The following is a 26,671-nucleotide window of genomic DNA, read 5'->3' as shown; positions in this document are numbered from 1 at the left end:
TAGAGTGGCGTACATGCCACGCGACTCCAACGCCACCAAGGCCCGGCTGCTTGACGCCGCCTTCGCCGAATTCGCCGCTTACGGCATCGCCGGCGCCCGAGTGGACCGGATCGCCGAGACGGCAGGCGCGAACAAACGACTGATCTACGTCTACTTCGGCAACAAAGAACAACTGTTCGACGCCGTGCTGGAGCGGGCCCTGACAGCCGGCGCCGACTCGATACCGTTCAACGTCTCCGACCTGCCCGGATACGCCGGTGCGATCTTCGATCACCTCGTCGCCCGGCCGGACCTTATGCGCCTACGCCTGTGGAAGCTGCTCGAACGCCCCTCGGCCACGGGACTTGAACCGGACGCCTTCCGTCGCAAGACCGAGGAAGTCGCCGACGCGCAGCAGCGTGGCAGCCTCGCCCCCGAGATGACGCCCGGGGACCTCCTGACCATGGTCCTCGCGGTCGCCCAGGCATGGTTCTGGGCCGCCGAGGGTGCAGAGGAAGAGCGGCCCTGGTCGTCGGAGCGTATGGCCCTGCACCGCTCGGCGGTCGTCGAGGCCGCCCGCCGGCTCATCGAGCCAAGGACCGCCAGCGAGTAGTCCCACACGAAAGGCGCCGACGCACGACGCTCCCCGCGCTGCCGCCGTCTCATCCGTCACGACCGGGGACTCTGCGCACGAACCGCCAGCCCTTGCGCGCGTAGCCTTGAGGCATGGTGTCCAGGACCGCCGAGCACCATGTCGTTCTGCCCCTGGTCGAGGCACGGTGGCTGAGCCAGACCTTCGTCCACTGGCCCTATGAGCCACGGATCGTGCAGGCGCTGCTGCCGTCGGGGCTCACCGTGGACACGTTCGAGGACGCGGCATGGGTCGGGTTCACGCCGTTCGTGATGTCGGACCTGCGCCCCGGCGGTCTGCCGCCCCCGGGGTGGTCCTTCCCGGAGACCAATCTGCGCACCTTCGTACGCAGCGCCGACGGCCTCGACGGCCTGTGGTTCCTGTCCCTGGAGGTCGGCAGGGCCGTCATGCTCGCGGGCTGGGCCATCGGCGCGCCGTATCACCTCGGCGCCCTGATCCTGCACGAGGAGGACGGCACCGTGCGGTACGCCGGGGTCCGCCGCGGCGGCTTCCCGTCCTACGGCCTCACGGTCCGCCCCGGCGCGCCGGTCGCCGCCCGCGCCCTGGACATCTGGCTGACCTCCCGGTGGCGTGCCTTCACCCGCACCGGCCGTGTGCTGTGGCAGACGTCCGTCGACCACGAGCCCTGGAGGTTGTGCCGGGCCGATGCGGTGGAACTCCGCCAGACACTGACGGCGGCGGCCGGCCTCCCGGCGCCGTCCGGTCCCCCGGTGCTCCACTACTCGCCGGGAGTGCACGACGTACGGTTCGCGCCGCCGCTTCCCGCTACCCGGGTCCGCCGTCCCGGCCGCTGATCTCGGGCCCGCTCGCGACGGCCTGGTCCGCCTCGTCGAACGCCTCCGCCGACGCCTGGAACCCGGTACGCACACGGTCCCGCGCGGCCGCCCCGAGGGCCACGGCTCCCGCGGCGTAGGCACAGCCCATCAGGGCCGGCGCTCGTGGGCCGGGCAGTTTCGACTCCAGTGCCCGCAGCGCGGTCTCATGCGCGGACCACAGCGCCAGGACGCCGAACACCCCGGCGGCGCCGAGCAGCGCGCCGCCCGCGCCGATCCGCCGCAGGGCCGCTCTGATCTCACTCTGCACCGCGAGGATCTCGTGACGGACCAGCTGCGCGGTGTCCTGGGCCAGCCGGGCCGCCGTGTCGCCCACGGTGGGCCTGCCCTCCGACGAGTCGCCGCCTTGCACATGCATCGCTGCCGCCTCCGCCTTCCGTCTCGCTGCGCACCGGGTGCCGGGTCCGCCGACGCCGGGGCCCACGGCCGGGGTTCCTCTCCCGCAGTACCCCGCCAGTCCACCCCATCACTCACCCATATGCACCTAATACGCGCCTCACGCAATAAAAGGTGTGATCGTTGTCAACGAATGCCCTGCAGATGTTCAGTCAGCGAGGAGCAACGGTGAGCGACCCTGACCCGAAGCGCGGTTGCGCACGCCATGCGGATCCCGCGTTCGAGGAGGCGTGCGCGGTGGCCGACGCGGTCCTCTACGAGGGGTATCTGCTCTATCCGTACCGCAGGTCCTCCCCCAAGAACCGGGTGCGCTGGCAGTTCGGCATCCTCGCGCCGCGCGCCTGGGCCGAGGCACACGGCCCGGTGGCTTCCGGCCTCTCGGGGTCCGTGGAGTCCTGGCGGCAGCAGACCGAGTGCCTGCTGCGGGCCGAACCCGATGCCGTGGTGCGGGTACGGGTGCGCTATCTGCACACGCAGGCCCGGAGCGTCGAGCGCCGGACCGAGGACGGCCGCCATGTGCCCGTGGACGGCCTGGAGGCCGCCGGCACCGTTCATCTCTCCTTCGAGGAGGCGGTGCCACGGGAGCGGGATCTGGTCGTACCGCTCGCGGATCTGCTGGCTGCGGACCGGGAGTTCGACATCGGCGCTCCCGGCGGCGAGGAGACCGAGCAGCTTCCCGCAGGTGCGGGACGCCTGGTGCGCCGGCGCCGTCCCGTCGAGGCGCGGACGACGCTGAGGGCCGAGCGGCTCCCTGGCCCCGGCCCCCGCTACCGGCTGCGGGTGCACACGGAGAACACCGGCGGGTCGACACCCGCCGGAGCGCCGCGGGACGAGGCCCTCGGCTATGCCCTGGTCGCGGCGCACACGCTCATCGGGGGTACGGGGCTGAGCTTCTTCTCCTCCATCGATCCGCCCGACGAGGTCGCGGAGCTCGTGCGCGACTGCCGCAATGTGCACACCTTCCCGGTGCTCGCCGGCGCGGAGGGATCCGACGGCCTCGTCCTGTCGGCGCCGATCATCCTGCCCGACCATCCGCAGGTGGCGCCGGAGAGCCCCGGCGATCTGCACGACGCGGCGGAGATCGACGAGATCCTCACCCTGCGGACGCTGTTGCTCACGGACGACGAGAAGCGGGAGGCACGCGCCACCGACCCGAGAGCCGCCGGGATCCTGGACCGGGTGGAGACCATGCCGCCGGAGGTGTGGGCCCGGCTGCACGGAGCCATCCGTTCGCTGGCCCCCGCCACCGTGTCCGGCCCGGCCCCGGCTCTCTCCCCCACGGACGGCTCCCCGGCCGCCGGCGTTCCGGCCGAAGGCGGCGGCGAACCGTGCCCGCACGCCCTCGGACCGGGCGTACAGGCGACCGCCGCCCCGGACCAGGAAGGGTGTCATGGACGCCATCGAGTTGCTGAAGCATGACCACCGGATGGTCGAGCAGTTGTTCCGCGACTACCACTCCGCCGCCTCCGGCCGGCAGCGCCGGGCCGTGGTCGAGACGCTGGTCCAGGAGCTGTCCCGGCACACCGCGCTCGAAGAACTGATGGTCTATCCGCTGGCCAAGAGGGTTCTGCCGGGCGGGGTGCAGGAGACCGAGGAGCTCCTCTCCGAGCACATGGCGGCCAAGAAGACGCTTCTGGCCCTCGACAAGTTGTCCGTGGACGACGACCGCGAGGAAGAGCTCGTCGAGCAGTTGCGCCAGGAGATCGAGGACCACGTGCACGAGGAGGAGGGCGAGTTGCTGCCCCAGCTCCGCGATGCCGTGTCCCAGCAGGATCTGGACCGGCTCGGTGAGCTGCTCGCCCAGGCGAGGCAGACCGCGCCGACCCGACCGCATCCACACGCCCCGGACGAGCCCCCCGCGCTGTCGCTCGCCGGACCGGTGGCCGCGGCCTACGACCGACTCCGGGACCGACTGCAAGGGAGGCCGAGGACATGACCAGTGAAAGCGGGACCACGAAGGTCAGCCACCCGCCCGCCAGGGCTGAGGGCAGGCAGGGCTTCGACGAGGTTCACATTCTGTGGATCTCCGAGGGCATGAGCTGCGACGGCGACACCGTGTCCATGACCGCGGCCGGCCAGCCGGCGATCGAGGATGTCGTCCTCGGACTCGTCCCAGGCCTGCCGAAGGTGAACCTGCACAACAAGGTGCTCTCCCCCAGTCTGGGCGGCGAGGACTTCCTCGCGCCCTTCCGGGCGGCGGCACGCGGCGAACTGGAGCCGTTCGTGCTGGTCATCGAGGGTTCCGTCCCCAACCAGAACATCATCGAGGGCGACGGCTACTGGACCTCGTTCGGCAACGATCCGGAGACCGGCAACCCGCTCACCCTGAACTGGTGGCTCGACCACCTCGCCCCCAAGGCCTGGGCGGTCGTCGCCGCCGGAACCTGCGCCACCTACGGCGGGATCCACGCGATGGCGGGCAATCCCACGGGCTCCATGGGCCTTGCCGACTATCTGGGCTGGGAGTTCAGGTCTCGGGGTGCGCTGCCGATCATCAATGTGCCGGGCTGCCCCATCCAGCCGGAGAACTTCATGGAGACGCTGACCTGGCTGCTGTACCACGCGGCCGGCTCGGCGCCGCCGCCCCCGCTGGACCATATGCTGCGCCCGCAGTGGCTGTTCGGGAAGACGGTGCACGAGGGCTGCGACCGCGCCGCCTACTACGAGCAGGCCGACTTCGCCAAGGACTACAACTCGCCCAAGTGCCAGGTGAAGGTGGGCTGTTGGGGCCCGGTCGTCAACTGCAACGTACCCAAGCGCGGCTGGATGTCGGGCGTGGGCGGCTGCCCGAACGTCGGGGGCGTGTGCATCGGCTGCACCATGCCCGGATTCCCGGACGCGTTCATGCCGTTCATGGACGAGCCGACGGGCGCCACTTTCTCGTCGGCCCTCATCCGGCCCTACGGGGCCGTGATCCGCAGGCTGCGCGGCATCACCAACATCGCCGTCAACCGCGAGCCCCGATGGCGTCATGACAAGGGCGAGTTGACCAGCGGTTACGACCCCTACTGGCGTCCCACGGAGGGCGCGAGCGAGAGAGCGAGGAAGGCTCGGACATGACGGCAACCGAGGCGCGGGGCACCGCACGCAAGCCTGCGCAGATCGTGGACATGTCGTGGGATCCGATCACCCGGATCGTCGGCAATCTCGGCATCTACACGAAGATCGACTTCGCCAACCGGGAGGTGGTGGAGTGCCACAGCACTTCGTCGCTGTTCCGGGGCTACTCCGTCTTCATGAGGGGCAAGGACCCGCGCGACGCGGGCTTCATCACCTCACGCATCTGCGGGATCTGCGGCGACAACCACACCACCTGCTCCAACTACGCCCAGCAGATGGCCTACGGCGTCAAACCGCCGCCGCTCGCCGACACCATCGTCAACCTGGGCGAAGCGGCCGAGTACATCTTCGACCACACCATCTTCCAGGACAATCTGGTGTTCGTGGACTTCTGCGAGGCCATGGTCAAGTCCACCAACCCGAGCGTCCTGGCCCGGGCGGAGCGCACCGAGGCACGCAACGGCCGCATCCACGGCTACCGGACCATCGCCGACATCATGCGCGCCTTCAACCCCTTCGAGGGCGAGGTGTACAAGGAGGCGCTCAAGGTCAGCCGGATCACCCGGGAGATGTTCTGCCTGATGGAGGGACGCCATGTCCACCCCTCCACGCTGTACCCGGGCGGGGTCGGCACGATGCCGCAGCCCACCACGTTCACCGACTACCTCTCCCGGCTGCTGCGGGTCCTCGACTTCGTGAAGAAGGCCGTCGTGATGAACGACGACGTCTTCGACTTCTTCTACGAGGCGCTGCCCGGCTACGAGGAGGTGGGCCGCCGGCGGATCATGCTCGGCTGCTGGGGCGCCTGGCAGAACCCGGACGTGTGCGACTACCGCTACGAGACGATGAGCGAGTGGGGCCGGGCGATGTATGTCACCCCCGGTGTCATCGTGGACGGCAAACTCGTCACCAACGACCTGGTCGACATCAACCTCGGCATCAGGATCCTGCTGGGCAGTTCGTACTACGACGACTGGGTGAACGAGGAGCCGTACGTCACCCGCGATCCGCTGGGCAACCCCGTCGACATGCGCCACCCGTGGAACCAGACCACGGTGCCGATGCCCCAGAAGCGCGACTTCGACGGCAACTACAGCTGGGTGATGAGCCCGCGCTGGTACGACGGCAACAGCGGCGACCACCTCGCCCTGGACACCGGCGGCGGCCCGCTGGCGCGGCTGTGGTCGACCGCGCTCAACGGGCTGGTGGACACGCCGTACGTGAAGGCCACGGGCCACAGCGTGCGAATCTCGCTGCCGAAGAGCGAGAAGCTGCCGGAGACGACGCTGGAGTGGAAGATCCCCAAGTGGAGCAACACCCTGGAACGCGACCGGGCCCGGCCGTACTTCGTCGCCTATGCCGCCGCCATGGCCTTCCAGTTCCTGGAGACGGCGATGGCCGCCGTCCGCGCCGGTGAGACCAAGGTCTTCGAGAACTACGAGGTGCCCGACGAGGCGATCGGCTGCGGCTTCCACGAAGCGGTGCGCGGTGTGCTCTCGCACCACCTGGTGATCAAGGACAAGAAGATCGCGAACTACCACCCGTACCCGCCGACCCCGTGGAACGGCAGCCCCCGGGACATCTACGGCACCCCCGGCCCCTACGAGGACGCCGTCCAGGGCCAGCCGATCTTCGAGGAGAACGGCCCGGACGACTTCAAGGGCGTCGACATCATGCGCACCGTGCGCAGCTTCGACCCGTGTCTGCCCTGCGGAGTGCACATGTACCTCGGCAAAAACAACACCCTGTCCAAGCTGCACTCACCCACCTACGGGGCGGCTCATGCCTGAGACGGTACGGCTCGACGAGGCGGCGGTCGCGGAGCGGCTGTCGCGCGTCGACCGGCTGCTGGAGCAGCTCCAGGACGCTCCCGGTCCGATGACCGGCGCGGCGATCGAGGCGGTGCAGGCCCTCACCGAGATCTACGGCGAGGCGCTGGCCCGGGTGCTGGACGGTGCCGACGGGCCGCTGGCGGAGCATATGGCCGCGGACGAGCTGATCGGACATCTCCTGGTGCTCCACGGCATCCATCCGGAGCCGCCGGAGCGCCGGGCCGCGCGCGCCGTCGCCGGACTGCGGCCGGCGGTGCGCGAGCGGGGCGGAGACATCGAACTGGCCTCCGTGGAGGAGGGCGTCGCCCGGGTGCGGGTGTCGGCCAAGGGGTGCGGGACGTCGTCCGCCGCCTTGGAGGACGCGGTCCGCCAGGCCGTGCTCGCCATGGCACCCGAACTCACCGCCGTCGAACGGGCGCCGGGGGACGACGCGCGACGGACCGCCTTCGTCCCGGTCGAGTCGCTCACCCTGCGTCCGGCGTCCACCGGAGGGCGGTCATGACCTCCGGCGCACTGGCCCGTGTCATCCGCTCCGCCGCCGACCGGCGACCGGACGCGGAGCGGTGCGACCTGTGCGGTGCCGAGGTGTTCTCCGGGCACCGGCACCTGTTCGACACAGGCCGGGAGTCGGTGCTGTGCGCGTGCCGGCCCTGCTCCGTGCTCTTCGTCGAGGAGGGCGCGAGCGAAGGACGCTACCGACTGGTGCCACAGCGCAGGGTGCGTCTCCCCCCGGTGGACACACAGGGGCTCGGCGTCCCGGTGGGGCTGGCCTTCTTCGTCCGCCACGCGGACGACACGGTGACCGCGCATCTGCCGAGCCCGGCGGGAGCCACCCGCTGGGAGGCGGACCAGGCGGCCTGGCGCGATGTCGTCTCCGGCTGCCCGCAGCTCGCCGGCCTCGCGGCGGACGTGGAGGCACTGCTGGTGAACACCGCCCACGGGGCGCGACAGCACTGGATCGCTCCGGTCGACGACTGCTTCCGGATGGTGGCCGTCGTCCGACGGGAGTGGCGGGGTCTGTCCGGCGGCAGCCGGGTGTGGCCCGCCGTCGAGCAGTTCTTCGCGGAGCTGCCCGAACAACCGCAGTAATCGGCAAGGGAGCAGACGATGGGAAGGATCCGAGTAGGCAAGGCGCAGGTGAATCCTGATACGCCCCAGCACGTCTCCGGACTGCATCAGGGCAACAAGGGCCCGAACAAGCGGCAGACCGGTCACCACAAGGACGGGACCGCCGACGCGCGGCGCTCGACCGGGGTGCACTGGAGGGCGCACAACGCGATCACGAAGACCATGCCGAACCTCCCTCCGGGATGACTCGGCCTCCACGGCCGCGCCCGCACGGGCGCGGCCGGCCCAGACGAGAGGAGTTGGGGATGACGGCCAAACGCGTGCTGATCGCCCAGGGGCTGCTGGTGGGCGCCGCGGCGCTGACGCTGCTCGCCAGGGAACTGCCCGGACTGGTCCGTGAGGTCAGGATCTGGCGGATGGTGGGAGTCCGCACCGGCTCCCGGCACACGTACTGAGCGTCCCGCCGGCAGACCTCACGCACGTCACGGCGGACCGCACCCGCCCGGCACACCTCACCGCGACGGGAGCGGTCCGTCGGCGTGCCCCGGGTCGTGCCGGTGCCGTCGCCGGGCACGGTCGTGGGCGGTCGGCGCGTCGCCGCACCGGACGCCGTGCCAACTGCCGTTCGGAGCTGGGGGGATGTGCGGCCCTGTCCCCCGAATGGCCCCCTCTGTCCCGCGCGGACGGCTCGGGCGGGGTCTCCTGGAAGGGGAGAGGCATCCGCCAAAGGAGCCGATCATGTATGAGATGTGTGCGGGCCCCGAGAAGCCCGGCGGCGTGCTGGTGTGGCACGTCATGGTCAAGCAGACCACAACCACCCTGTGCGGGCAGCGGCTTGTCGAGGCGGTGGACGCGGCCGGCGCCCAGCAGGCGGGCCACTGTGCGGCGTGCATGGCGTCGTTCGCGAAGCTGATGACGGCCCCGCCCGGGACCGGTTCCTCGCCCGTCGCCACGCACGACAGAGTCTGATGCCCCGACGGGCGAGGTTCTGCCGTCAGGTCTCGGGCCCGGCCGTGGGCTGTGCCTCGACGCTCAGCAGAAGCAGGGCGGTGTCGTCGGTACGGTCGCCCGAGGGCTGGGCCTGCGCGAGCAGCGCGTCGGCGATGCCGTCCAGCGGACCGCAGGCGTCGGAGAGCACGGCCGCGAGTTCCGCGATGTTGGCGTCGTGGTCCTTGCCGTGGGTCTCGACGAGCCCGTCGGTGTACGCGGCCAGCAGGGTGCCGGGGCACAGGTCGATCTGCGTGGTGGGGTACTCCGCCGCGGGGTCGACGCCGAGCAGAGGACCCGGCGGCAGGTCGAGCACATCACTGGGCCGCCCCGGAGGACGCAGCAGGGGCGGGACATGGCCGGCGGTGGCCAGGTGTCCGCAGTGGCCGGCGATGTCGATGTGCGCGTACAGACAGCTGGTGAGCAGATCCGGGTCGAGGTCGCTGAGCAGGCGGTTGGTGCGGGCCAGCACTTCGCCCGGGGTGGCGCCCGCGACGGCGTAGGCGTGGACGGCGGTGCGGACCTGGCCCATCAGACCGGCGGCGCTGACGTCATGGCCCTGGACGTCGCCGATGACGGCGGCGGCCTCCGTGTCGGAGAGCCGGATGAGGTCGTAGAAGTCGCCTCCGACGTCCATGCCGTGGCTGGCGGGAAGATAGCGGGCGGCCATCTGGAGTCCCTGGATGCGGGGCAGGGTGCGCGGCAGCAGACGGGCCTGGAGGCCTTCCGCCAGTTCCTGGGCGGCGTCGTACTGCCGGGCTCGGTCCAGGGCCTGGGCGATCAGGGCGCCGAGGGAGGTCAGGGTCGTACGTTCCTGCAGGGTGAACACGTGGGGGCGTTCATAGCCGACCACGCAGATGCCGACGGCCCGCCCGGAGACCATGAGCGGCAGCCATGCCCACGCGCCCATGCCGTCGTCGATGTCGGCGGTCTTGGGATGCACCGCGCGCATCTCCTCCCGGTTCGAGAAAAAGGCGGGCACCCCCTGGTTCAGCTCCAGGGACGGCGCACCGGCGGTCATCCCCGGCACGGCGACGTCCGAGACGAGGGGGGCGTGGTCGACGAGGTCCATCACGTTCGGGTTGAAGCCGCGGTGGCCCACGATCCGTACCCGCCCCGCCTCCGAGACGAGCAGGGCGAAGGCCTGCGCACGCAGGGAGAGCACGAGGTGGTCGGCCACCAGGTCGACGATCTGGCGTACGGAGGCCGCTTCGGCCAGGGCGCCGGACAGGCACATCAGATGGGAGAGCGCGTCCGGACGGACGGGGCCGGCCGACGCGTCCGTGTCGGGGGGACCCGGGCTCCTGGGCGTGAACACGTCGTCCACGAGGCCGATGCGCACGCTCACGCCCGTACGGTCAGGGTAGATCTGGAACAGCAGCCGCCCGCCGAGCGGCCGTTGCGCCGTGAAGGTGGTCGGCAGCTGTTCGGCGACCGCGATCCGGTGCCGGTGTTCGTGGACGGCGTGGTCGAGCCAGGGCACCGCTTCCCAGGGCCGGGTGCCCAGCAGCTGTGTGGCGCTCACGCCCAGCAGGTCGGCCGCGGTGGGGTCGACGAAGATGATCCGGCCGCGGGAATCAAGCCGGCAGCCCCCTTCGGGCAGGGAGGCGACGAGGTCGGCGGCGGCTCGGGCCTCGCCCGGCGCCACGGTTTCGGTGCTCGGCAGGGGCAGGAAGCGCGGCTCGGGTCCGGGGACGAGGCGGTGCCCGGCAGCGGCGGCGCCCTGCAGCATCCAGGCGATGCAGCGGCCCGCGGTGGTGAGCCGAAGCCGGGCGTCCTCGTCGGGTCCTGGACCGTTCTTCGGCATCAGCACCAGGAGGGCGCCCCAGACGGCCGACGGGGTGAGGAGCGGGGCCACCGCGGTGCCGCGTGGATACGGGGAGAGTGCGGCGTGCTGCAGGCGGCCGCACCCCGGTTCCTCGCTCTCGCCGGAACCGGTCCACACCGGTTGCCGCAGGTGGATGGCCTCGACCACGGGGTCCCCGGGGTCGTCCGTCACCCGGACACGGCCCGGCAGTCCCATGAACTCCCAGGGCAGCCCGACGCTCACGTCCACGGCCAGGACGTCCGCACCGGGGTCGAGCAGAACGAGCGCCCCGGCGCGCGCGCCCAGGCCGTCCACCGTCCGGGCCAGCATGTGATCCAGCAGGTCCTGGACGGTGGCCGTCCGTAGATCCTCGCCTGTGCCCATCCGCTGCGCTCACTTCGCGGAGAGTTCCTCTTCCTGCATGCTAGGCGGGGCGCCCCCGGACGTCAGGCCGCCCCGGCGTCCCGGCGGCGGCCTCAGGGGTGCTTGGGGGGCCGGACCCAGCCCAGGGAGCGCTCGACGGCCCGCTGCCAGCACTCGTACTCCCGCTCCCGCCGTTCGGGGTCCATGTCCGGCACCCACTTGGCGGCCATGTGCCAGTTGCGCCGCAGCACCTCCAGGTCCGGCCAGTAGGTGGCCGCGAGTCCGGCGGCGTAGGCCGCGCCGAGGGAGACCGTCTCGGCGACCATCGGCCGGACCACGGGCACGCCGAGGACATCGGCCAGGAACTGCATCAGCAGATTGTTGGCCGTCATGCCCCCGTCCACCTTGAGCTGCCGCAGCGCGAGCGGGGAGTCGGCGTTCATGGCGTCGACGACCTCCCGTGTCTGCCAGCCGGTGGCCTCCAGCACCGCCCGGGCCAGATGGCCCTTGGTGATGTAGGAGGTGAGGCCGACGATGACGCCGCGGGCGTCGCTGCGCCAGTGCGGTGCGAACAGACCCGAGAACGCGGGGACGATGTAGCAGCCGCCGTTGTCCTCGACGGTGCGTGCCAGGGTCTCGATCTCGGGCGCGCTGTTGATCAGGCCGAGCCGGTCGCGGAACCACTGGACGAGCGAGCCGGTGACCGCGATGGGTCCCTCCAGCGCGTAGACCGTGGGCTGGTTGTCGATCTTGTACGCGACGGTGGTGAGCAGCCCGTGCCGGGAGTGGACGACCTCGGTCCCGGTGTTCATCAGCAGAAAGCTGCCGGTCCCGTAGGTGCACTTCGCCTCGCCGGGCGAGAAGCAGGTCTGTCCGAACAGGGCCGCCTGCTGGTCGCCCAGGGCGGCCGAGATGCGTACGCCCGGGAGCAGCAAGCGGGCCTCGCCGTAGATCTCGGCCGACGACCTGATCTCCGGCAGCATCGCACGCGGCACCCCGAAGAAGTCCAGCAGCTCCCGGTCCCAGGTCAGTGTCTGGATGTTGATGAGCATGGTGCGGCTGGCGTTGGTGGCGTCGGTGATGTGCAGGCCGCCGTCCGTGCCGCCGGTGAGGTTCCAGATCAGCCAGGTCTCCATGGTGCCGAACATCACTTCTCCGGCCTGGGCGCGGCGTTCCAGGCCGTCGACGTGGTCGAACAGCCAGCGGATCCGGGGCGCGGAGAAGTAGGTCGAGGGAGCCAGGCAGCAGCGTTCGATGAAGAACTCGTCCCCCGGCTGCTCCCTCAGTGCGTCGACCAGCGGAGCGGTGCGGGTGTCCTGCCAGACGATGGCCTTGCCGAGCGGAAGCCCGGTCTGCCGGTCCCACAGGACGGTGGTCTCGCGCTGGTTGGCGATGCCGATGGCAGCGATCTGGGCGGCGTCGATGTCGGCGTTCGACAGCGCCTCCGGGACGATGCGCTGGAGATTGCGCCAGATCTCCACGGCGTCGTGCTCGACCCAGCCGGGCCGGGGGAAGTACTGCTGGTGCTCCCGCTGGGCGACCGACACCAACCGGCCCCGGTGGTCGAACAGGATGCAGCGCGTGGATGTGGTGCCCTGATCGATGGACATCACATACCGTTCAACCATGATCGGGCCTGCCTTCCGATGCGTCGTGGCGGTGCGGGACCTACCAGCGGGCCGCGCCGAGATCTCTGGAGATCGCCCGTGAGGCCTCCCGGAGCAAGGTGATGAGGGCGGGCTGGGGCCGGCCCTGGCTGTCGCAGATCCGCTCGACGGGCCCCGACACGCCGATCGCTCCGACGACGAGGCCGCCCTGTCCCCGGATCGGCGCGGCGACGCCGGCCTCGCCCATGCTCATCTCCTGCACCTCGGCGCCCCAGCCGAGCTCCCGGATCTCGGCGAGCGAGCTGGTGAGGTCGGCGGGAGAGACCACGGTGTGCCGGGTGTACGCCTCCAGGCCGGACTGCAGCAGCGGGTCGACGGGGGCGGCTCCGTAGGCCAGCAGGACCTTGCCGAGGGAGGAGGCGTGCAGGGGCAGCAGTGTTCCGACGTCCAGGGTCTGGAGGGTGTCGTCCGGGCGGAAGACATGGTGGACGACGAGCACCCTGCCCTCCAGAGGCGTGCCCAGCCGGACGGCCTCCCCGCTGCGGGCGGCCAGGGCGTCGGCCCAGTTGATGGAGCGGGACCGCAGCTCGTTGACGTCGAGGTAGCTGGTGCCGAGGTGCAGCAGCGCGGCCCCGAGCTGGTATTTTCCGGTGGCTTCGTCCTGTTCCACGAAGTCCACGTGCTGGAGAGTGCGCAGAATGCCGTGGGCGGTGCCCTTGGCCAGTCCGAGCGACGCCGCGACCTCGCCCAGTCCCAGGCGTCCGGGACCGCCGGCGAGCAGGCGCAGAATCGCCGCTGCCCGTTCTATGGATTGGACCGGGCCGGCCATGAAGCGATCATAGTCCGGATTGCCACGATCCACATGCCGTTCGGTAATGACGACCACAGTTCATTGACGTCGGGCGCTTGTCTCCATAACGTGCGCTGACGTCCGGTTTCCGGCCGGCCGTGCTTCCGGGAGAGGAGGGCTCATGACAGTAACGCAGTTCGACATCGCGTCTCGCGCGGGCGTCGAATACGTGTTCCCGCTGCCATACGCCCCGAGAGCCGTCTCTGCCGTCCGGCGGCGCGTATGCGCGGTTCTCGCCACCCTGGGCCTGTCCGCCGACGCCGCAGACAATGTGCTGCTGGTGGTGTCCGAGCTGCTCACCAACGCCCTGGTGCACGCATTGCCGCCGGCCACGCTGCGGCTCACCTCGGTGCTGGTGGAGGGGCGCGGCGCCGTGCGCGTCGAGGTGACCGACAAGGGGCCCGCTGCCCCGGGCCGGCCCGTCGACCCGGACGAGCACGGCCGGGGCCTCGGAATCGTCACCATGCTGTCGGCGCGGTGCGGTGTCCAGATGCACCCGGACGGCACCTGCCGCTGGGCGGAGGTGCCCGCCGGGTGAGGACGGCCGGTGCCGTACTCAGGAGCTCCGGGTGCGGCCCGCCGCGAGCGCCGGCAGCAGCCGGTGGGCGTTGTCGCGGTTGATGCGGCGGCGCTGATCGTCGTCGAGTGCCGGGTCGTTGTCGAGCGCGGGTGCGGTGACCCCCGTCACCAGATGGGAGGGGGTGGGGGGCCAGTCGCTGCCGTACAGGATCCGGGACGCGCCGACCGTGGACAGCAGGGTCGGCGTCGCGGACGGTGACATGGGGCCGGCGGTGTCGTAGTAGAAGCGATGAAGGTGGTCGCGCACCTGGGCCGGTTCCACCTTCGGTGACAGATGGCGACTGAACAGCTCCACACGGTCCGCGATGTAGGGCAGGAAACCGCCCCCGTGCGGCAGGATGAAGGTGAGATTCGGGTAGCGGTCCAGAGTTCCGTTGACGATGAGGCTGAGGGCCGCCCGGGTGGTGTCCATCAGGAAGTCGCACAGGAACGGCGGCACGCCTTCCAGCTCCGCGTTCCCCCCGGGGACCTCCATGGGATGGGTGCTGATCACGGCCGAGCGCTCGTCGAGTTCCGCGAGGATCGCGTCCTGGGACGGATGCCCGAGGTACACCCCTCGCACGCTGGTGCGCGCACTGACTCCGACCGCCCCGAGGTCGTCCATGCCGTGCCGGACCGACCAGAGCGAGAGCTCGGGACTGTCGAGGAAGACGGGGGCGTAGAACGCGAAGCGGTCGGGATGGGCTCGGCAGAGGTCGCTCGCGGACTGCAGGGCGACGCGCGCGCTCTCCTTGCGGCTCTTCGGCTCCTGGAGGCGCCCCAGCATGGCGACCGTGAGCACACTGGTCCGGATGCCCGCCCCGTCCATCAGCGCGAGGGCGCTGGCGAGGTCCCACCGTGTCCACGGGGGCAGGCTTGCGCGCCGGACGATGTCGTTCTTCTCCGCCCAGTCGATCCATTCCGGCGCGGTGTAGTGGTGGTGTACGTCCACCCGTCCCCGACGCGCGTCGCCGTCCGCCGACATGCCGTCGTCCACGCCGGCCACCGGGGCCGCGCCGGTGGCCGTGTGCAGTGGTGTCATGGGCGGGGCCCCGTTCCTGTGGTCGCGTCAGAAGGGTTGCGTCTGCGGGCGGTCGGGGTGCTCAGCGCCCGAGGACCTGGCGGAGGACGTCGGTCAGCGTCTCTTCGCCGTGCGCGGGCCGGGCGTCGGCCCGCCAGGCCACGAAGCCGTCCGGCCGAACGAGGACGGCGCCGTCCGCTGTCGTACCGTGCACCGTGGCCCAGTCGGCCGCGTCGCCGGTGTCCAGGTCGTACTCCGCGCCCCGGCCGATCGAGTACGCCTCGAGCGGTACGTTGAGCAGCCTGCCCACCGTGCGGGCGGCCTCGCGCCAGTCCGGGTGTCCGCAGAGCAGGACGAAGGAGCGCTCGTACATGTCGATGGTGGAGACCGTCTCCCCGTCGCGTGTGACCCACATGTGCGGTGCGCGGGTACCGGGGTCGGCGCGCAGGCACAGGGTGTCCGGGATGAGCGGCTCGTCCGTCGACGCACCGACCACCGCACCGGAGACGTAGCGGTATCCGAGCGCCGTGGTCATCAGGTCGGCTGCGTCGTTCGACGCCGTCCTCGCGGAGTAGCCGGGGTGCTGCTCGCGGGCCGCCTGCACGGTGGCCCGGGCGCTGGTGACCTGGGCCACCGGGCGGCGTTCGATCTCGTAGCTGTCCAGCAGCGCGGGACCCGCCCAGCCGCGCAGTACCGCGGCGATCTTCCAGGCGAGGTTGTGGGCGTCCTGGATGCCCGTGTTGGAGCCGAACGCCCCGGTCGGCGGCATCTCGTGGACGGCGTCACCCATGAGGAAGACGCGTCCCTCCCGGTAGCTGTTCGCGACGCGGTCCGCCGCGTGCCACGGTGCCCTGCCCGTGATCTCGACGTCCAGGTCACGCACTCCCGCCGCGGCCCGGATGTGCTCGATGCACCGGTCGTCGGTGAAGTACTCCATGGTCTGTCCGCGCTCGGGGAACCAGGGCACGTGGAACACCCACTGCTCCTCGTTGTCCACGGGCAGCAGGACTCCCTCGCCCGCGGGATCGGTGACGTAACACACCACGAAGAGCTGCTCCCCCGCCACCTCGCGCAGCTTCTTGCTGCGGAAGGTGACGCTGATGTTGTGGAACAGGTCGCCGGACCCGGAGTGTTCGATGCCGAGCCGCTGGCGCACGGGGCTGCGGGGACCGTCGGCGGCGAGGAGGTAGTCCGTGTGCACCGTGTGGGTCTCACCGGACGTCCGATCCTGCACGACGGCCCGTACCCCGTCCTCGTCCTGGGTGAAGGACAGCAGTTCCGTGCTGAAGCGCACCTCTCCGCCGAGGTCGCGGGCGCCTTCCAGCAGCGCCGGTTCGAGGTCGTTCTGGCTGCAGGCGCAGCGGACCGTGGAGCACACGTCGGCCTCGGGCGGCCTGCCCGTGATCCGCGCCGAGAGCCACCGCTGGTTGCCGCTGTGCAGCGTGTCCACCTGGAGGATTCCGTGGTTCTTCGACAGGATGGCCGCGGCTTTGCGGATCTCCGGTTCGAGACCCGCCGTCCGGAACAGCTCCATCGTCCGCATGTTGTTGCCGCGGCCGCGCGGATGCGCGGACGTGGCCGCATGACGTTCGACGACCCGATGCCGAATGCCGAGGCGTCCGAGAAAAACGGAAGCGGACAAACCGACGAGCGATCCCCCGACGACCAGAACGGGCACGTAATCGTTCCCGCGATCTTCCATCGCGTTTTCTCCTCTGCGGTCAGCATCTCCGTGGCACGGCGGCCGAGGCTTCCGTGGCTCGCGCCCTGTTCTTTTGCCACGCCGTGGTGAGCGATACGCAGTAATCACTCGTACAGCGGCAGGAACTTCCGCCGGACGCCGGGCACGTGGCCAGACGGGCGAATCTCGTTTGCGGCCCGGATCCCACCGGGGAATGGTTGACCCGAAACTCGTAGACCTGCTGTCCCGTGGCCGGGGCGGGAGCCTTCAGAAAGGCCGAGAGAATGACTCAGCTCGATGAACGGGACACCACGGACGCCACCACCGAGGCCATTTCGGCGGCCTCGCGCGGCGCGGCCGCGTACCGCGCCGACCCTTATCCGGTCTACGCCCGCCTGCGCGAATCGGCGCCCGTATGCCCCCTTTCCCCGCCGCACGGGGTGGACACCTATCTGATCACCCGGTACGACGACGCCAAAACCGCCCTGACGGACCCGCGTATCAGCAAGGACATGTACGCGGCCATCGACGCGTACCACACCATTTTCGGCGACTCGTCCGTCGCGCTCGACGACAACATGCTCTTCTCGGACCCGCCCAAGCACACCCGGCTGCGCCGCATCGTCAACAGCGCGTTCACCCCGCGTCGTATCGAGTCCCTGCGTCCGCGCATTCAGGAGATCACCGACGAACTGCTGGACCGCTGTTCCACCGACGCACCCGTGGACCTGCTCACCTCCTTTGCATTTCCGCTGCCGCTCATCGTGATCTGCGAACTCATCGGAATTCCCGAGGAGGAGCGGTCGGACGTCCAGAAATGGTGCGCCGTCGTGGCGCGCACCGGATTCAGCAAAGAGGACAAGGAAAAGCTGGCGGTGGCCGAAGGGGCGCTGCGGGACTATTTCGTCGACCTCATCGCACGCAAGCGCCGGGAGGCGACCGACGACCTCCTCGGCGCGCTGATCCGCACGCAGGACGAGCAAGGGGCCATGAACGACGGCGAGTTGCTGTCGACACTGTGGGTGCTGCTCTTCGCCGGGCACAAGACGACCGCGTATCTCATCGGCAATGCCGTCTTCAACCTGCTGACCCATCGCGACCAGCTGCGGGAGGTGCTGGCCGATCCCGAGCTGCTGCCGAACGCGATCGAGGAGGTGATCCGCTACGAGGGCTCGGTGGAGAACGCCACCTTCCGGCACGCGCTCGAGGACCTCACCATCAGGGACACGGTCATCCCCAAGGGCACTCTGGTCCAGATCGCGGTGGCGTCCGCGAACCGGGACCCGGAGAAGTTCGAGGCGCCGGACACCTTCGACGTCAAACGCCAGGGACTGCAGAGCGCGCATCTCGGCTTCGGCAGCGGTCCGCACTACTGCCTGGGTGCGCCGCTGGCCAGGATGGAGATGCGGATCGCGCTGACCACCCTGTTCGAGAAGTTCCCGGACATCGATCTCGTGGCTCCCGCGCACGAGGCGGAGTGGCTCAAGGTTCCGTTCCCCGCGTTCCGCGGCCTGGAGAAGCTGCCCGTGGTCCTGGACCCGTCACGGCTCCTCGACCGCTGAGGCCGCTGCGCCGGTGCCGGCCGACCCTTCCGGGGGGCCGGCCGGCGGTGTCCAGGCGGGCGAGCTGTTCCCGTGCCCGCGTGACCTGTTGAGGGTCGGCGCCTGCGCCCAGGCCGATGCAACGGGTGAACGCCGCGCGTGCCTCGTCCGGCCGCCCGTGCGTGACCAGCGCGATCCCCAGATAGGTCAGACAGCGGCTCTCCAGGCCGGTGTTGCCGCTGTCCCGGCCGAGCTCGATGGCGGTCCCCAGATGGGTGACGGCCTCCTCGACGCGTCCCATGCCGGAGTAGGCCCGCCCCATCATCATGTGCAGATTGAGCCGGCCCATCAGTGCGATGTGCGGCTTGATACGGTCTCCGGCGCTGTCGAGGAAGGCGAGCGTACCGCTCTCCGCGGCGAGCGCCTGCTCGACCAGGCCCGCGTCCAGCAGGGTGCCGCCGCGGCCGATCCTGGCTTGCAGCGCGCCGTGCAGATCACCGCCGGCCTCGAACAACCGGGCGGCCTGAGCGTTGCGTTCGGCCGCCGCCGCGTACTCCCCGAGCAGACGCAGTGCCCAGGAGCCGTAGTGGTGGGCCCAGGCCTGCTGGACCGTGTCCCCGGCCCGCTCGGCGGCTTCGAGTGCCCTGGCGGAGGGAACGAGGCTGTCCCGGGGACGGCCCTCGCACAGCAGCAGGGCCCAGGCGTGGTAGTTGAGCTGGGTCGCCGCGACGACGGGATCGCCGAGCGCCTCGGCGCCGGCGGCGGCCGTGCCGAACACCTCGGCCAGTGCCCCCAGAAGATCCACTGGTCGGAGAAGCAGTGCAGGGCCTCGGACACGTCCACCACGGTCCGGTGCCGGCCGGTCGCTGCGGCGGTGCGCAGGGCGGCCAGCCAATGGGCACCCTCCGCCTGCAGCCAGCGGCGCGCCGCGTCGGCGGTGGACAGATCGACCGTGCCCTGCCAGGTGGGGGGTGGGGCGCCGTGGTCCGGCTCGTACCACCGGCCGGCCACGACGGCCCCCTCCAGCAGCCACTCGTGCAGCGCCGCACGGGCCTTCGCGGCGTCCTGCGGGCCCTCCTCGCTCTCCCCGGACGGGAACGGGCGAACAGCCGCAGCAGGTCGTGGAGTCGGTAGCGGTCCTGGTCGGTGCCGAGCAGTCCGGTCTCGACGAGTTCCTCCCGGGTGTCCTCGGCGTCGAACACCGGCTGTCCGGTGAGCCGGGCGGCGCCCGCGGCGGCGACCGTCGACCCCTCGACCAGACAGAGGCGGCGGAACATCCGGACGGCCTCGGGGGTGAGCTGCCGGTAGGACAGATCGAAGGCGGCCGCCACGCGTACGTCGCCGGTCTCCAGTGCGTCCAGACGCTGTTCCTCCTGCGCGAGGCGGTCGGCCAGGAGGCGTACGGTCCAGCCGGTGCGCACGGCCAGCCAGTTGCCCGCGACGCGCAGGGCCACGGGCAGATGGGCACACCGCCGGGCGACCTCGGCGAGGGCGGCCGGCTCGGCCTCGGCCCGCTCCGGCCCGACCAGGGCGGCCAGCAGCACGGCGGCGTCGCTCGGGCTCAGCTCTCCGAGGGTGATGCGGTGCACGCTCTCCAGTCCGGTGAGCATGCGCCGGCTGGTCACGATCGCCATGCCCGATCCGGTTCCGGGCAGCAGCGGGCGCACCTGGGCCTCGTCGCGGGCGTTGTCCAGCACCAGCAGACAGCGACGGCCCGCCAGTACCTGCCGGTACAGTCCGGGGTGACCCCCCGTTCCGGTCCTCGCGAGGTCGCGGTACACACCGAGGGCCTTCAGCACGCGCAGCGTCAGCTCGGCGGGAGTCGGCCGGGTCCTCGTCCATACCGCGCAGGTCCACGACCAGTTGCCCGTCCGGGAACCGGTCGGCGAGTTGCCGGACGGCCTGCAACGCGAGCGTGGTCTTTCCGGTCCCCGGCGATCCCGAGACCGCCACCACCACCGGCTGCCCGGGGCCGGTGTCCGGACCGGCGCCGAGGCCGAGGGAAGAGGTGCGCACTCCGACCGGGCTGTACCCGGGGGTGCGTCCGGCGCGGGCTGCCGCCAGCAGTCGCTCCCGGTCGGCGTCGGCCGGCGCGGGACCGTCGGCGAGCGCGGCCACGGTGCGCCGCTGCGGAGCCCCCCGACGGCCGCGTTCCAGCTCCCCGATGCCCCGTACGCTGACGCCCGACGCCTCGGGCAGTTCCTCGATGGTCGGTGCCGCCGCGAGCCGCAGTCGGCGGAGCAACGCACCGAAGTTCTCCGCCTGGTCGGCCGTCCCGTCCCCGCCCCGCCCTTCACACACCCCGCGCTCGCACTGCGGGAGACGCCGGCCCGGCCGGGCCCCCCACCGAATCGTAAGGGGTTGTCCGGAATGCTCGTGCCGCCCTCCACGCCCGGCCCCGGTGTGGAGGACACCAGGGCGGAGGGCGAGGACGGCCGTGGCATGCCCTGTGGGCGCTCAGTCGTGGTGGTCGTGCCGGTCGTGCGCGCCGCCCGCGGTGGGCAGACCCTCGCTGGTCACGAAGTAGAACACCGGAAGGATGCCGAACACCGCAAGGGCCAGCAACGGGGTGACCAGCACTCCGAGCGCTCCCGCGAGAGCGTAGGCCAGCGCCCCGGCCCAGGAGCGCAGCAGGCCGTGGCGCACATAGGTGGGCTCCACATCGTGGGCCAGCAGTGCGGGACGCCGGGCGAGCCACTGGTAGAAGGCGACCCAGCTCAGGCACATCGCGGCGGCGAGGCCCGCGTAGAGGGCCACGGCGACCCGCGCGTCGGCGCCCTGGGTGTCGGCCCGCAGCGCGTCGGCCAACACGGCCGTGGGGAAGGAGAGCGCCCCGGTGGTGAACAGCAGAAAGAGGTTGGCCGCGTGCAGACCGCGGTCCATGCCGGCGATCCGGACGAAGGCCTGGTGGTGGTTGAGCCAGATGACCGCCACATAGCTGAAGGAGGCGAAGTAGCCGAGATAGGCGGGCCATTGCTCGACCAGGGCGCGGCCCAGGCCGCCCGGCTGGTGCGGCGGGTCGTCGAGGCCGAGGACCAGGAGGGTGACGGCGATGGCGAACACGCCGTCGCTGAAGGCCTCGGCACGCGTGGTCTCCGAGCGGGAGAACCTGCCGCCGCGTATACGGGGTCCGGACACATCGGCTCCTGACGGGGGCGATCACTGGGCGGTCGGTACCGAAGGAGCGGCCCTCGGTTCCGGGCGGCTCCGAGGAGGCGTACGTCACAGGGAGCGCCGATGGCCGCCGTGGTGGAGGAGACCGGGAGCACGCCCCGCCCGGACGTCTTCCGCGGACCCGCACATCGGGACGATACCCCGGAATCGTCGCCGTCCTCGGCCGGGAGGGAGCCGCGATCAGGCTTTACGATCCATGAGGCCGACTGCTCGGCCCGGAACCGTGCGGGGTTCCGAAGAAACAGGCGGGTGGGTACGTGGTGGGGCGGGGCTCGGACTTCGGGGCGTTGCTGCGCCGGCTGCGGATGGAGGCCTCGCTGACGATCGAGGCCCTGGCGGAGGCCTCCGGTGTGAGTGTCCGGGGCATCGGGGGTCTGGAGCGGGGGCGGCGTGCGGCCCCGCAGCGGCGCACGGTGGCCGCGCTGGCGGAGGGACTGCGGCTGGACGAGGGGCAGCGCAACCGGCTGCTGGCCGCCGCCCGGGGCGTCCGCGACACCAGCTACGGCCCGGCGGACGTACGGGCGTTGCCCCGGGGGATCGACGACTTCGTGGGCCGACGGCACAAACTGACCCGGCTGGCCGCTCTCGTGGCACGGTCGCCCGAGCCCGCGGATTCCGGGCCGCCACAGGTCGTGGTGGTGTCCGGACCACCTGGAACGGGCAAGACGACGTTCGCCGTGCACGCGGCCCGTCACCTGGCCGCCCGGTTTCCGGACGGCAGATGGTGCCCGACCTGCGCGGGACGGACGAGGCCCCTCCCCCGCCGGACGAGCTGGTGCTGCGCGTGCTCAAGGCCCTCGGCACGGCCGACCTCGGTGACCTCGGCCCCGCCGGGGAGCACAGTCGGGCGGCCGTCCGGCTGTTCAAGGCCGCCGGTGATCTCCACGGCGCTCTGCAGGCCCTGCATTTCCGGGGGTTGCTGTTCCTGGACGAAGGCCGGTGCGAGGACGCGGTCGCCGCGGTCCGGCGCACCCTCGCCTTCCTGGAGGAGCACGGCGAGGCAATCGAGCCGCACATCGCCGAGTTCGCCCGTACGAATCTGAACGCCACCGCCGGCCAGGCCTTCATCCGTCCGGAGCGGTGGGCGGAGGCCGTCACGTCCCTCCCCACGGCCATCGGCCTCAGCCGCGCCGACGGGAACACGGGCGTGGAGAGCCGCTGCCTGGTCCATCTCGGCACGGCCCTGGAAGGTGCCGGGCAGCGGCGGGACGCCCATGCCGCCTACACCCGCTGTGTCGGCCTCGGCATCGACGCCGACCCGCGGTCGATCGCCGAGGCCCGGCTGCGGCTGTCCCGCCTCGATGCCGCCCCTTGAGTCCCGGGGCACCGGTCACACAGGGCCCTGTTCTCACGCCGCGGCGCCGGGGTACACATGTTCCGGGACGGTGTGCAGGCGCCGCCACTGGCTGGGTGAGCAGCCGTACACCGCGCGGAAGGCGCGGCTGAAATGGTTGGGGCTCCTGGCACAAGACAGGCAGAAACCCGGGTCGCCGGGTACGGGAGCGTCCGCTTCGGGTGTGTGCCGGCCCGCCCCTCGCGGCTGCTCCCACCCGGGACATCAGGGGACACGAACAGGCCATGGAATGCGGCTGTACGCGTGCGCCGCCGCTTCGAGAGGGGGTTGTCCGTCCGCATCGGACGCCGGAAAGGGGAGTACCCGCTCCTTTCCACTCTCAACGTATAGCGCACCGGGGGGCTTGCGGCAAGGCCCGGGTCGTGCCGCAGAATCATCGACCGAAGCCAGAACCAGCGGAAATGGGTGACTTGCGAAGTGCGTGTGTTGTTGTCGACGTATGGGTCGCGCGGGGACGTCGAACCGCTGGCGGGACTCGCGGTCCGCTTGCGGGACCTCGGGGCGGAGGTGCTGGTGTGCGCGCCACCGGACGAGGAGTTCGCGCGGCGGTTGGCCGGTGTCGGTGTGCCGCTGGTGCCGGTCGGCCGGTCGGCGCGTGCACTGACGGCCGAGGCACCGGCGCCGTCATCGCTGCCCCAGCGCGCGGCCGAGTTGATCGCCGGCCAGTTCGACGCGCTCGTCCCGGCGGCCGAGGGGTGTGATGCGCTGGTGGCGACCGGGGTGCTCCCCGCCGCGGCCGGCGCGCTGTCGGTGGCCGAGAAACTGGGCATCCCTTCCGTGTCCGTGACCTTCCAGCAGCTCACTCTGCCGTCCCCGCACCATTCGCCGCTGGCGTATCCGGGCCGGCCGTTCCCGCCGGAGGTGACCGACAACCGGACGCTGTGGGATCTGGACGCCCGGAGCATCAACGAACTGTTCGGCGCGGCGCTCGACACGAACCGGGCGTCGATCGGCCTGCCGCCGGTGGACGACGTGCGCGACTACGTCATCGGCGACCGGCCGTGGCTCGCGACGGACCCGATCCTGGATCCCTGGCAGGGCACACCGGACTTCGACGTCGTCCAGACCGGCGCGTGGATCCTGCCCGACACTCGCCCGCTCCCGGCCGAGCTGGTGGCGTTCCTGGACGCGGGCGCACCACCGGTGTACGTGGGTTTCGGCAGCATGCCGCTGCACGCGTCGACGGACGCCGGCCAGGTGGTCGTCGAGGCGGTCCGGGCGCGGGGCCGCCGCGCGGTCGTGGCCCGCGGCTGGGCCGAACTGGCGCTGATCGACGCGCGGGACGACTGCTTCGTCGTCGGTGAGGTCAACCACCAGGTCCTGTTCGGCCGGGTGGCCGCTGTCGTGCACCACGGCGGCGCGGGCACCACGACGACGGCGACCCGGGCCGGAGCGCCTCAGGTGGTGGTGCCCCAGGCGACGGACCAGCCGTACTGGGCGGGGCGGGTGGCCGACCTGGGCATCGGCGTGGCTCACGGCGGTTCGACTCCGACCGTCGAGTCCCTGTCAGCGGCGCTGGAGACGGCCCTGGCCCCCGAGACCGGTGCACGAGCGAGGTCCGTGGCCGCCACGGTCCGCACCGACGGCGCGGCGGTGGCCGCGAAGCTGCTGCTCGACGAGACCAGCCGAGAGCGGCCGCCCGTACCCGCGTGAACCACGCGGGACCGTCGAGCCGGAACCCAAGAACCTGCTGTCCGGACGCCATGCTGTGCGCACACCTGGTCGCAAGCGACCTCTTTTCGGAGCTGATGACGTGAACCTCCCGACCACCGGCGTGTTCGACCTGCCCGACCGCCTCTCCCCCAAGGCCGATCCGATGTTGATCGCCGACGACGAACGGCACTTCGCCGCCATCGGGGAGTGCCTGGAGCAGTCGATCGCCGAACTGTCCGACCGCCTCGACGCCGAACGCAGGGCGCCCGGTGGCCTGGGCCGGCAGGCGATGGACCGGGACGCGGAGATCTACCGGCTGACGGCTCGTCTGCGCGCTCTGCGGCGCTTCGGTCTCGACCTGTGCCTCGGACGCATGGTGAGCGCGGACGACCCCGAGCCCGTGTACGTCGGGCGGCTCGGCCTGACGGACAGCACGGGTCGTCGGCTGCTGCTCGACTGGCGCTCCCCCGCGGCCGAGCCGTTCTTCGGCGCCACCCACGCCAACCCGATGGGGCTGACCAGCCGCCGCAGATATCGCTGGACCCGCGGCCGGATCAGCGACTACTGGGACGAGGTCTTCACCTCGGACGGAATCGTCGGGCACGCCGCGCTCGACGACCAGTCCGCCTTCATCGCCGCCCTGGGCGGCAACCGGTCGGACCGGATGCGTGACGTGCTCGCCACCATCCAGGCCGACCAGGACGCCATCATCCGCGCGGGATCCCGCGGCGCACTCGTGGTCGACGGTGGTCCGGGTACGGGGAAGACCGTCGTCGCCCTGCACCGCTCCGCCTACCTCCTCTACTCCGACCCCCGCCTCGGTCACCGCCGCGGCGGTGTGCTGTTCGTCGGCCCGCACCGGCCCTATCTGAACTATGTCGCCGACGTCCTGCCCAGCCTCGGAGAGGAGGGCGTGCAGATCTGCACCTTGCGGGACCTCGTCGCCGAGGGCGCGACAGCGGCGATCGAGGCCGACCCGGACGTGGCGCGCCTGAAGTCGACCGCGAACCTGGTGAAGGCGATCGAATCGGCCGTCAGGTTCTACGAGGAGCCGCCCGCCGAAGGGATGACCGTCACCACCCACTGGTCCGACATCCCGCTGACCGCCGACGACTGGGCCGCGGCGTTCGAGGCGGCAGAACCCGGCACCCCGCACAACGACGCCCGCGAGGAGATCTGGGAGGAACTGCTCACGATCCTGATGGACAAGCACGACGGCGACGCCTCACCCGCCCTGCTCCGCAAGTCGCTGGTGCAGAACAGGGAGTTGCGCACGGCCTTCAACCGTGCGTGGCCGCTGCTCGAAGCGGCCGACCTCGTCGGAGACCTGTGGACGGTCCCCGCCTATCTGCGGATGTGCGCTCCCTGGCTCGGCGCCGATGAGGTCCGCAAGCTGCAACGCGGGGACGCCCAGGCCTGGACGGTGTCCGATCTGCCCCTCCTGGACGCGGTCCGGCAGCGGCTGGGCGACCCGGAGGCGGCGCGCCGTAAGCACCGGCACAGCGCCGCTGTCGCTGCCGAACGCGAGCACATGAACAAGGTCGTCGACGCCTTGCTGGAGGCCGACGACGACGGCGAAGGGGCGGTGACGATGCTGCACGGACAGGACCTGAGGGACGCCCTGGTCGACGCGAGCGCGCCCGGCGCCGAACCGGATCTGCTCGCCGGCCCGTTCGCGCACATCGTCGTGGACGAGGCGCAGGAACTCACCGACGCGGAGTGGCAGATGCTGCTGCTCCGGTGCCCGTCCCGGAGCTTCACCATCGTCGGGGACCGTGCCCAGGCCAGGCACGGGTTCACGGAGTCATGGCAGGAACGGCTCGAGCGGGTCGGGTTCGACCGGGTCGAACTGGCCTCGCTGAGCGTCAACTACCGGACGCCGGAGGAGATCATGGCGGAGGCCGAGCCGGTCATCCGGGCCGTGCTCCCGGACGCCAACGTGCCGACCTCCATTCGCAGCGGCGGTGTCCCCGTCGTCCACGGGTCCACGGCGGATCTGCACGCGATCCTCGACTCCTGGCTCGCCGCACACGACGACGGGATCGCCTGCGTCATCGGCGATCCCACGTTCCGGGCGACGTCCCGTGTCCGGTCGCTGGCCCCGGAGCTGTCGAAGGGGCTCGAGTTCGACCTGGTGGTCCTCGTCGACCCGGAGGCGTTCGGCAAGGGCATCGAAGGAGCGGTCGACCGTTATGTCGCGATGACCCGGGCGACGCAGCGACTCGTCGTCCTCACCAGCGCCTGACGCCGGCCGG

General features: G+C 71.2%; 26 protein-coding genes and 2 pseudogenes. 18 read left to right on the top strand and 10 right to left on the bottom strand.

The features are described 5' to 3' along the window. Positions 1 to 13 precede the first annotated feature (13 nt). Both AB0L95_RS21905 and AB0L95_RS21900 read left to right on the top strand, forming a co-directional pair. Positions 14 to 592 (top strand): TetR family transcriptional regulator, encoded by a 579-nt coding sequence (locus tag AB0L95_RS21905; protein ID WP_365163648.1) that lies wholly within the window; start codon positions 14 to 16, stop codon positions 590 to 592. A 113-nt stretch (positions 593 to 705) separates the two neighbouring features. Further along, positions 706 to 1,425, top strand: a complete 720-nt coding sequence (locus AB0L95_RS21900; protein WP_365163646.1) for a DUF2071 domain-containing protein — start codon at positions 706 to 708, stop codon at positions 1,423 to 1,425. Here the strand turns inward: AB0L95_RS21900 and AB0L95_RS21895 are convergent. After that, a complete protein-coding gene (locus tag AB0L95_RS21895) occupies positions 1,397 to 1,822 on the bottom strand; it encodes a phage holin family protein (RefSeq protein WP_365163645.1) in 426 nt (141 codons plus the stop codon). The genes AB0L95_RS21900 and AB0L95_RS21895 overlap by 29 nt on opposite strands. A gap of 206 nt (positions 1,823 to 2,028) precedes the next feature. Between AB0L95_RS21895 and AB0L95_RS21890 the strand changes: the two genes are divergently transcribed. From AB0L95_RS21890 to AB0L95_RS21850, 9 genes are all read left to right on the top strand, one after another. Next, the gene (locus tag AB0L95_RS21890; RefSeq protein ID WP_365163643.1) at positions 2,029 to 3,279 is read left to right on the top strand and encodes a hypothetical protein; all 1,251 of its coding nucleotides are present in this window, start codon (positions 2,029 to 2,031) and stop codon (positions 3,277 to 3,279) included. Then, entirely contained in the window at positions 3,251 to 3,796 is a 546-nt protein-coding gene (locus tag AB0L95_RS21885) for a hemerythrin domain-containing protein (RefSeq protein ID WP_365163642.1), read from the top strand. Before AB0L95_RS21890 ends, AB0L95_RS21885 begins: the two co-directional genes overlap by 29 nt. Then, on the top strand, positions 3,793 to 4,920 hold the full coding sequence (locus AB0L95_RS21880; RefSeq protein ID WP_365163641.1) for a hydrogenase expression protein HypE: 1,128 nt from the start codon (positions 3,793 to 3,795) through the stop codon (positions 4,918 to 4,920). Before AB0L95_RS21885 ends, AB0L95_RS21880 begins: the two co-directional genes overlap by 4 nt. Continuing rightward, positions 4,917 to 6,710, top strand: coding sequence for a nickel-dependent hydrogenase large subunit (locus AB0L95_RS21875; protein ID WP_365163640.1), 1,794 nt, complete (start codon positions 4,917 to 4,919; stop codon positions 6,708 to 6,710). Before AB0L95_RS21880 ends, AB0L95_RS21875 begins: the two co-directional genes overlap by 4 nt. Beyond that, complete coding sequence (locus AB0L95_RS21870) at positions 6,703 to 7,254, top strand: NifU family protein (protein WP_365163639.1); 552 nt, start codon at positions 6,703 to 6,705, stop codon at positions 7,252 to 7,254. The genes AB0L95_RS21875 and AB0L95_RS21870 overlap by 8 nt, the downstream gene beginning before the upstream one ends. Continuing rightward, on the top strand, positions 7,251 to 7,841 hold the full coding sequence (locus AB0L95_RS21865; RefSeq protein WP_365163637.1) for a DUF5947 family protein: 591 nt from the start codon (positions 7,251 to 7,253) through the stop codon (positions 7,839 to 7,841). Before AB0L95_RS21870 ends, AB0L95_RS21865 begins: the two co-directional genes overlap by 4 nt. An 18-nt stretch (positions 7,842 to 7,859) precedes the next feature. After that, positions 7,860 to 8,066 carry a hypothetical protein gene (locus tag AB0L95_RS21860; RefSeq protein WP_311697690.1) on the top strand — a complete coding sequence of 69 codons (207 nt, stop codon included), beginning with the start codon at positions 7,860 to 7,862 and terminating at the stop codon, positions 8,064 to 8,066. 59 nt (positions 8,067 to 8,125) lie between these two features. Next, positions 8,126 to 8,275, top strand: a complete 150-nt coding sequence (locus AB0L95_RS21855) for a hypothetical protein (RefSeq protein ID WP_365163634.1) — start codon at positions 8,126 to 8,128, stop codon at positions 8,273 to 8,275. A 283-nt stretch (positions 8,276 to 8,558) separates the two neighbouring features. Beyond that, positions 8,559 to 8,789 carry a hypothetical protein gene (locus AB0L95_RS21850; protein WP_365163633.1) on the top strand — a complete coding sequence of 77 codons (231 nt, stop codon included), beginning with the start codon at positions 8,559 to 8,561 and terminating at the stop codon, positions 8,787 to 8,789. 25 nt (positions 8,790 to 8,814) lie between these two features. Here AB0L95_RS21850 and AB0L95_RS21845 read toward each other — a convergent pair whose 3' ends face one another. From AB0L95_RS21845 to AB0L95_RS21835, 3 genes are all read right to left on the bottom strand, one after another. Beyond that, entirely contained in the window at positions 8,815 to 10,998 is a 2,184-nt protein-coding gene (locus tag AB0L95_RS21845) for a SpoIIE family protein phosphatase (RefSeq protein WP_365163632.1), read from the bottom strand. Positions 10,999 to 11,090: 92 nt separating this feature from the next. Continuing rightward, entirely contained in the window at positions 11,091 to 12,605 is a 1,515-nt protein-coding gene (gene glpK / locus AB0L95_RS21840) for a glycerol kinase GlpK (protein WP_365163630.1), read from the bottom strand. Positions 12,606 to 12,645: 40 nt separating this feature from the next. After that, positions 12,646 to 13,413, bottom strand: a complete 768-nt coding sequence (locus AB0L95_RS21835) for an IclR family transcriptional regulator (RefSeq protein ID WP_365163629.1) — start codon at positions 13,411 to 13,413, stop codon at positions 12,646 to 12,648. A gap of 142 nt (positions 13,414 to 13,555) precedes the next feature. On the opposite strand from AB0L95_RS21835, the gene AB0L95_RS21830 reads away from it, so the two are divergent. Further along, positions 13,556 to 13,972: an ATP-binding protein gene (locus AB0L95_RS21830; RefSeq protein ID WP_365163627.1), complete on the top strand. Its 417-nt coding sequence runs from the start codon at positions 13,556 to 13,558 to the stop codon at positions 13,970 to 13,972. A gap of 18 nt (positions 13,973 to 13,990) precedes the next feature. Here the strand turns inward: AB0L95_RS21830 and AB0L95_RS21825 are convergent, their stop codons facing one another. Both AB0L95_RS21825 and AB0L95_RS21820 read right to left on the bottom strand, forming a co-directional pair. Next, complete coding sequence (locus AB0L95_RS21825; RefSeq protein WP_365163626.1) at positions 13,991 to 15,034, bottom strand: amidohydrolase family protein; 1,044 nt, start codon at positions 15,032 to 15,034, stop codon at positions 13,991 to 13,993. A gap of 61 nt (positions 15,035 to 15,095) precedes the next feature. Then, positions 15,096 to 16,691, bottom strand: a complete 1,596-nt coding sequence (locus tag AB0L95_RS21820) for an FAD-dependent monooxygenase (protein ID WP_365163743.1) — start codon at positions 16,689 to 16,691, stop codon at positions 15,096 to 15,098. On the opposite strand from AB0L95_RS21820, the gene AB0L95_RS21815 reads away from it, so the two are divergent. Both AB0L95_RS21815 and AB0L95_RS21810 read left to right on the top strand, forming a co-directional pair. Then, positions 16,596 to 16,805 carry a hypothetical protein gene (locus AB0L95_RS21815; RefSeq protein WP_365163752.1) on the top strand — a complete coding sequence of 70 codons (210 nt, stop codon included), beginning with the start codon at positions 16,596 to 16,598 and terminating at the stop codon, positions 16,803 to 16,805. The genes AB0L95_RS21820 and AB0L95_RS21815 overlap by 96 nt on opposite strands. A gap of 173 nt (positions 16,806 to 16,978) precedes the next feature. Continuing rightward, positions 16,979 to 18,256: a cytochrome P450 gene (locus tag AB0L95_RS21810; protein ID WP_365163625.1), complete on the top strand. Its 1,278-nt coding sequence runs from the start codon at positions 16,979 to 16,981 to the stop codon at positions 18,254 to 18,256. Here the strand turns inward: AB0L95_RS21810 and AB0L95_RS21805 are convergent. The 3 genes and pseudogenes from AB0L95_RS21805 to AB0L95_RS21795 all read right to left on the bottom strand — a co-directional run bounded on the left by AB0L95_RS21805 (position 18,177) and on the right by AB0L95_RS21795 (position 21,373). Next, entirely contained in the window at positions 18,177 to 19,040 is an 864-nt protein-coding gene (locus tag AB0L95_RS21805; RefSeq protein ID WP_365163623.1) for a tetratricopeptide repeat protein, read from the bottom strand. The genes AB0L95_RS21810 and AB0L95_RS21805 overlap by 80 nt on opposite strands. Before the next feature lie 1,325 nt (positions 19,041 to 20,365). After that, a pseudogene (locus tag AB0L95_RS21800) lies at positions 20,366 to 20,536 on the bottom strand (helix-turn-helix domain-containing protein); the annotation flags it as partial. Between the two features lie 156 nt (positions 20,537 to 20,692). Beyond that, on the bottom strand, positions 20,693 to 21,373 hold the full coding sequence (locus AB0L95_RS21795; RefSeq protein WP_365163621.1) for a TMEM175 family protein: 681 nt from the start codon (positions 21,371 to 21,373) through the stop codon (positions 20,693 to 20,695). 341 nt (positions 21,374 to 21,714) lie between these two features. Between AB0L95_RS21795 and AB0L95_RS21790 the strand changes: the two are divergent. Next, positions 21,715 to 22,068, top strand: a pseudogene (locus AB0L95_RS21790) (helix-turn-helix transcriptional regulator); the annotation flags it as partial. A gap of 62 nt (positions 22,069 to 22,130) precedes the next feature. Further along, positions 22,131 to 22,724, top strand: coding sequence for a hypothetical protein (locus AB0L95_RS21785; protein ID WP_365163751.1), 594 nt, complete (start codon positions 22,131 to 22,133; stop codon positions 22,722 to 22,724). 33 nt (positions 22,725 to 22,757) lie between these two features. Here AB0L95_RS21785 and AB0L95_RS21780 read toward each other — a convergent pair whose 3' ends face one another. Next, complete coding sequence (locus AB0L95_RS21780; RefSeq protein ID WP_365163742.1) at positions 22,758 to 22,883, bottom strand: helix-turn-helix transcriptional regulator; 126 nt, start codon at positions 22,881 to 22,883, stop codon at positions 22,758 to 22,760. 297 nt (positions 22,884 to 23,180) lie between these two features. Between AB0L95_RS21780 and AB0L95_RS21775 the strand changes: the two genes are divergently transcribed. Next, complete coding sequence (locus AB0L95_RS21775; RefSeq protein WP_365163620.1) at positions 23,181 to 24,416, top strand: glycosyltransferase; 1,236 nt, start codon at positions 23,181 to 23,183, stop codon at positions 24,414 to 24,416. Between the two features lie 100 nt (positions 24,417 to 24,516). Further along, the gene (gene helR, locus AB0L95_RS21770; RefSeq protein ID WP_365163619.1) at positions 24,517 to 26,661 is read left to right on the top strand and encodes an RNA polymerase recycling motor ATPase HelR; all 2,145 of its coding nucleotides are present in this window, start codon (positions 24,517 to 24,519) and stop codon (positions 26,659 to 26,661) included. Positions 26,662 to 26,671 lie beyond the last annotated feature (10 nt).

Source organism: Streptomyces sp. NPDC052036, assembly GCF_040680495.1.
GTDB lineage: Bacteria > Actinomycetota > Actinomycetes > Streptomycetales > Streptomycetaceae > Streptomyces.
The sequence above is the reverse complement of the archived record's forward strand: the minus strand, read 5'-3'. Positions and strand labels throughout refer to the sequence as shown.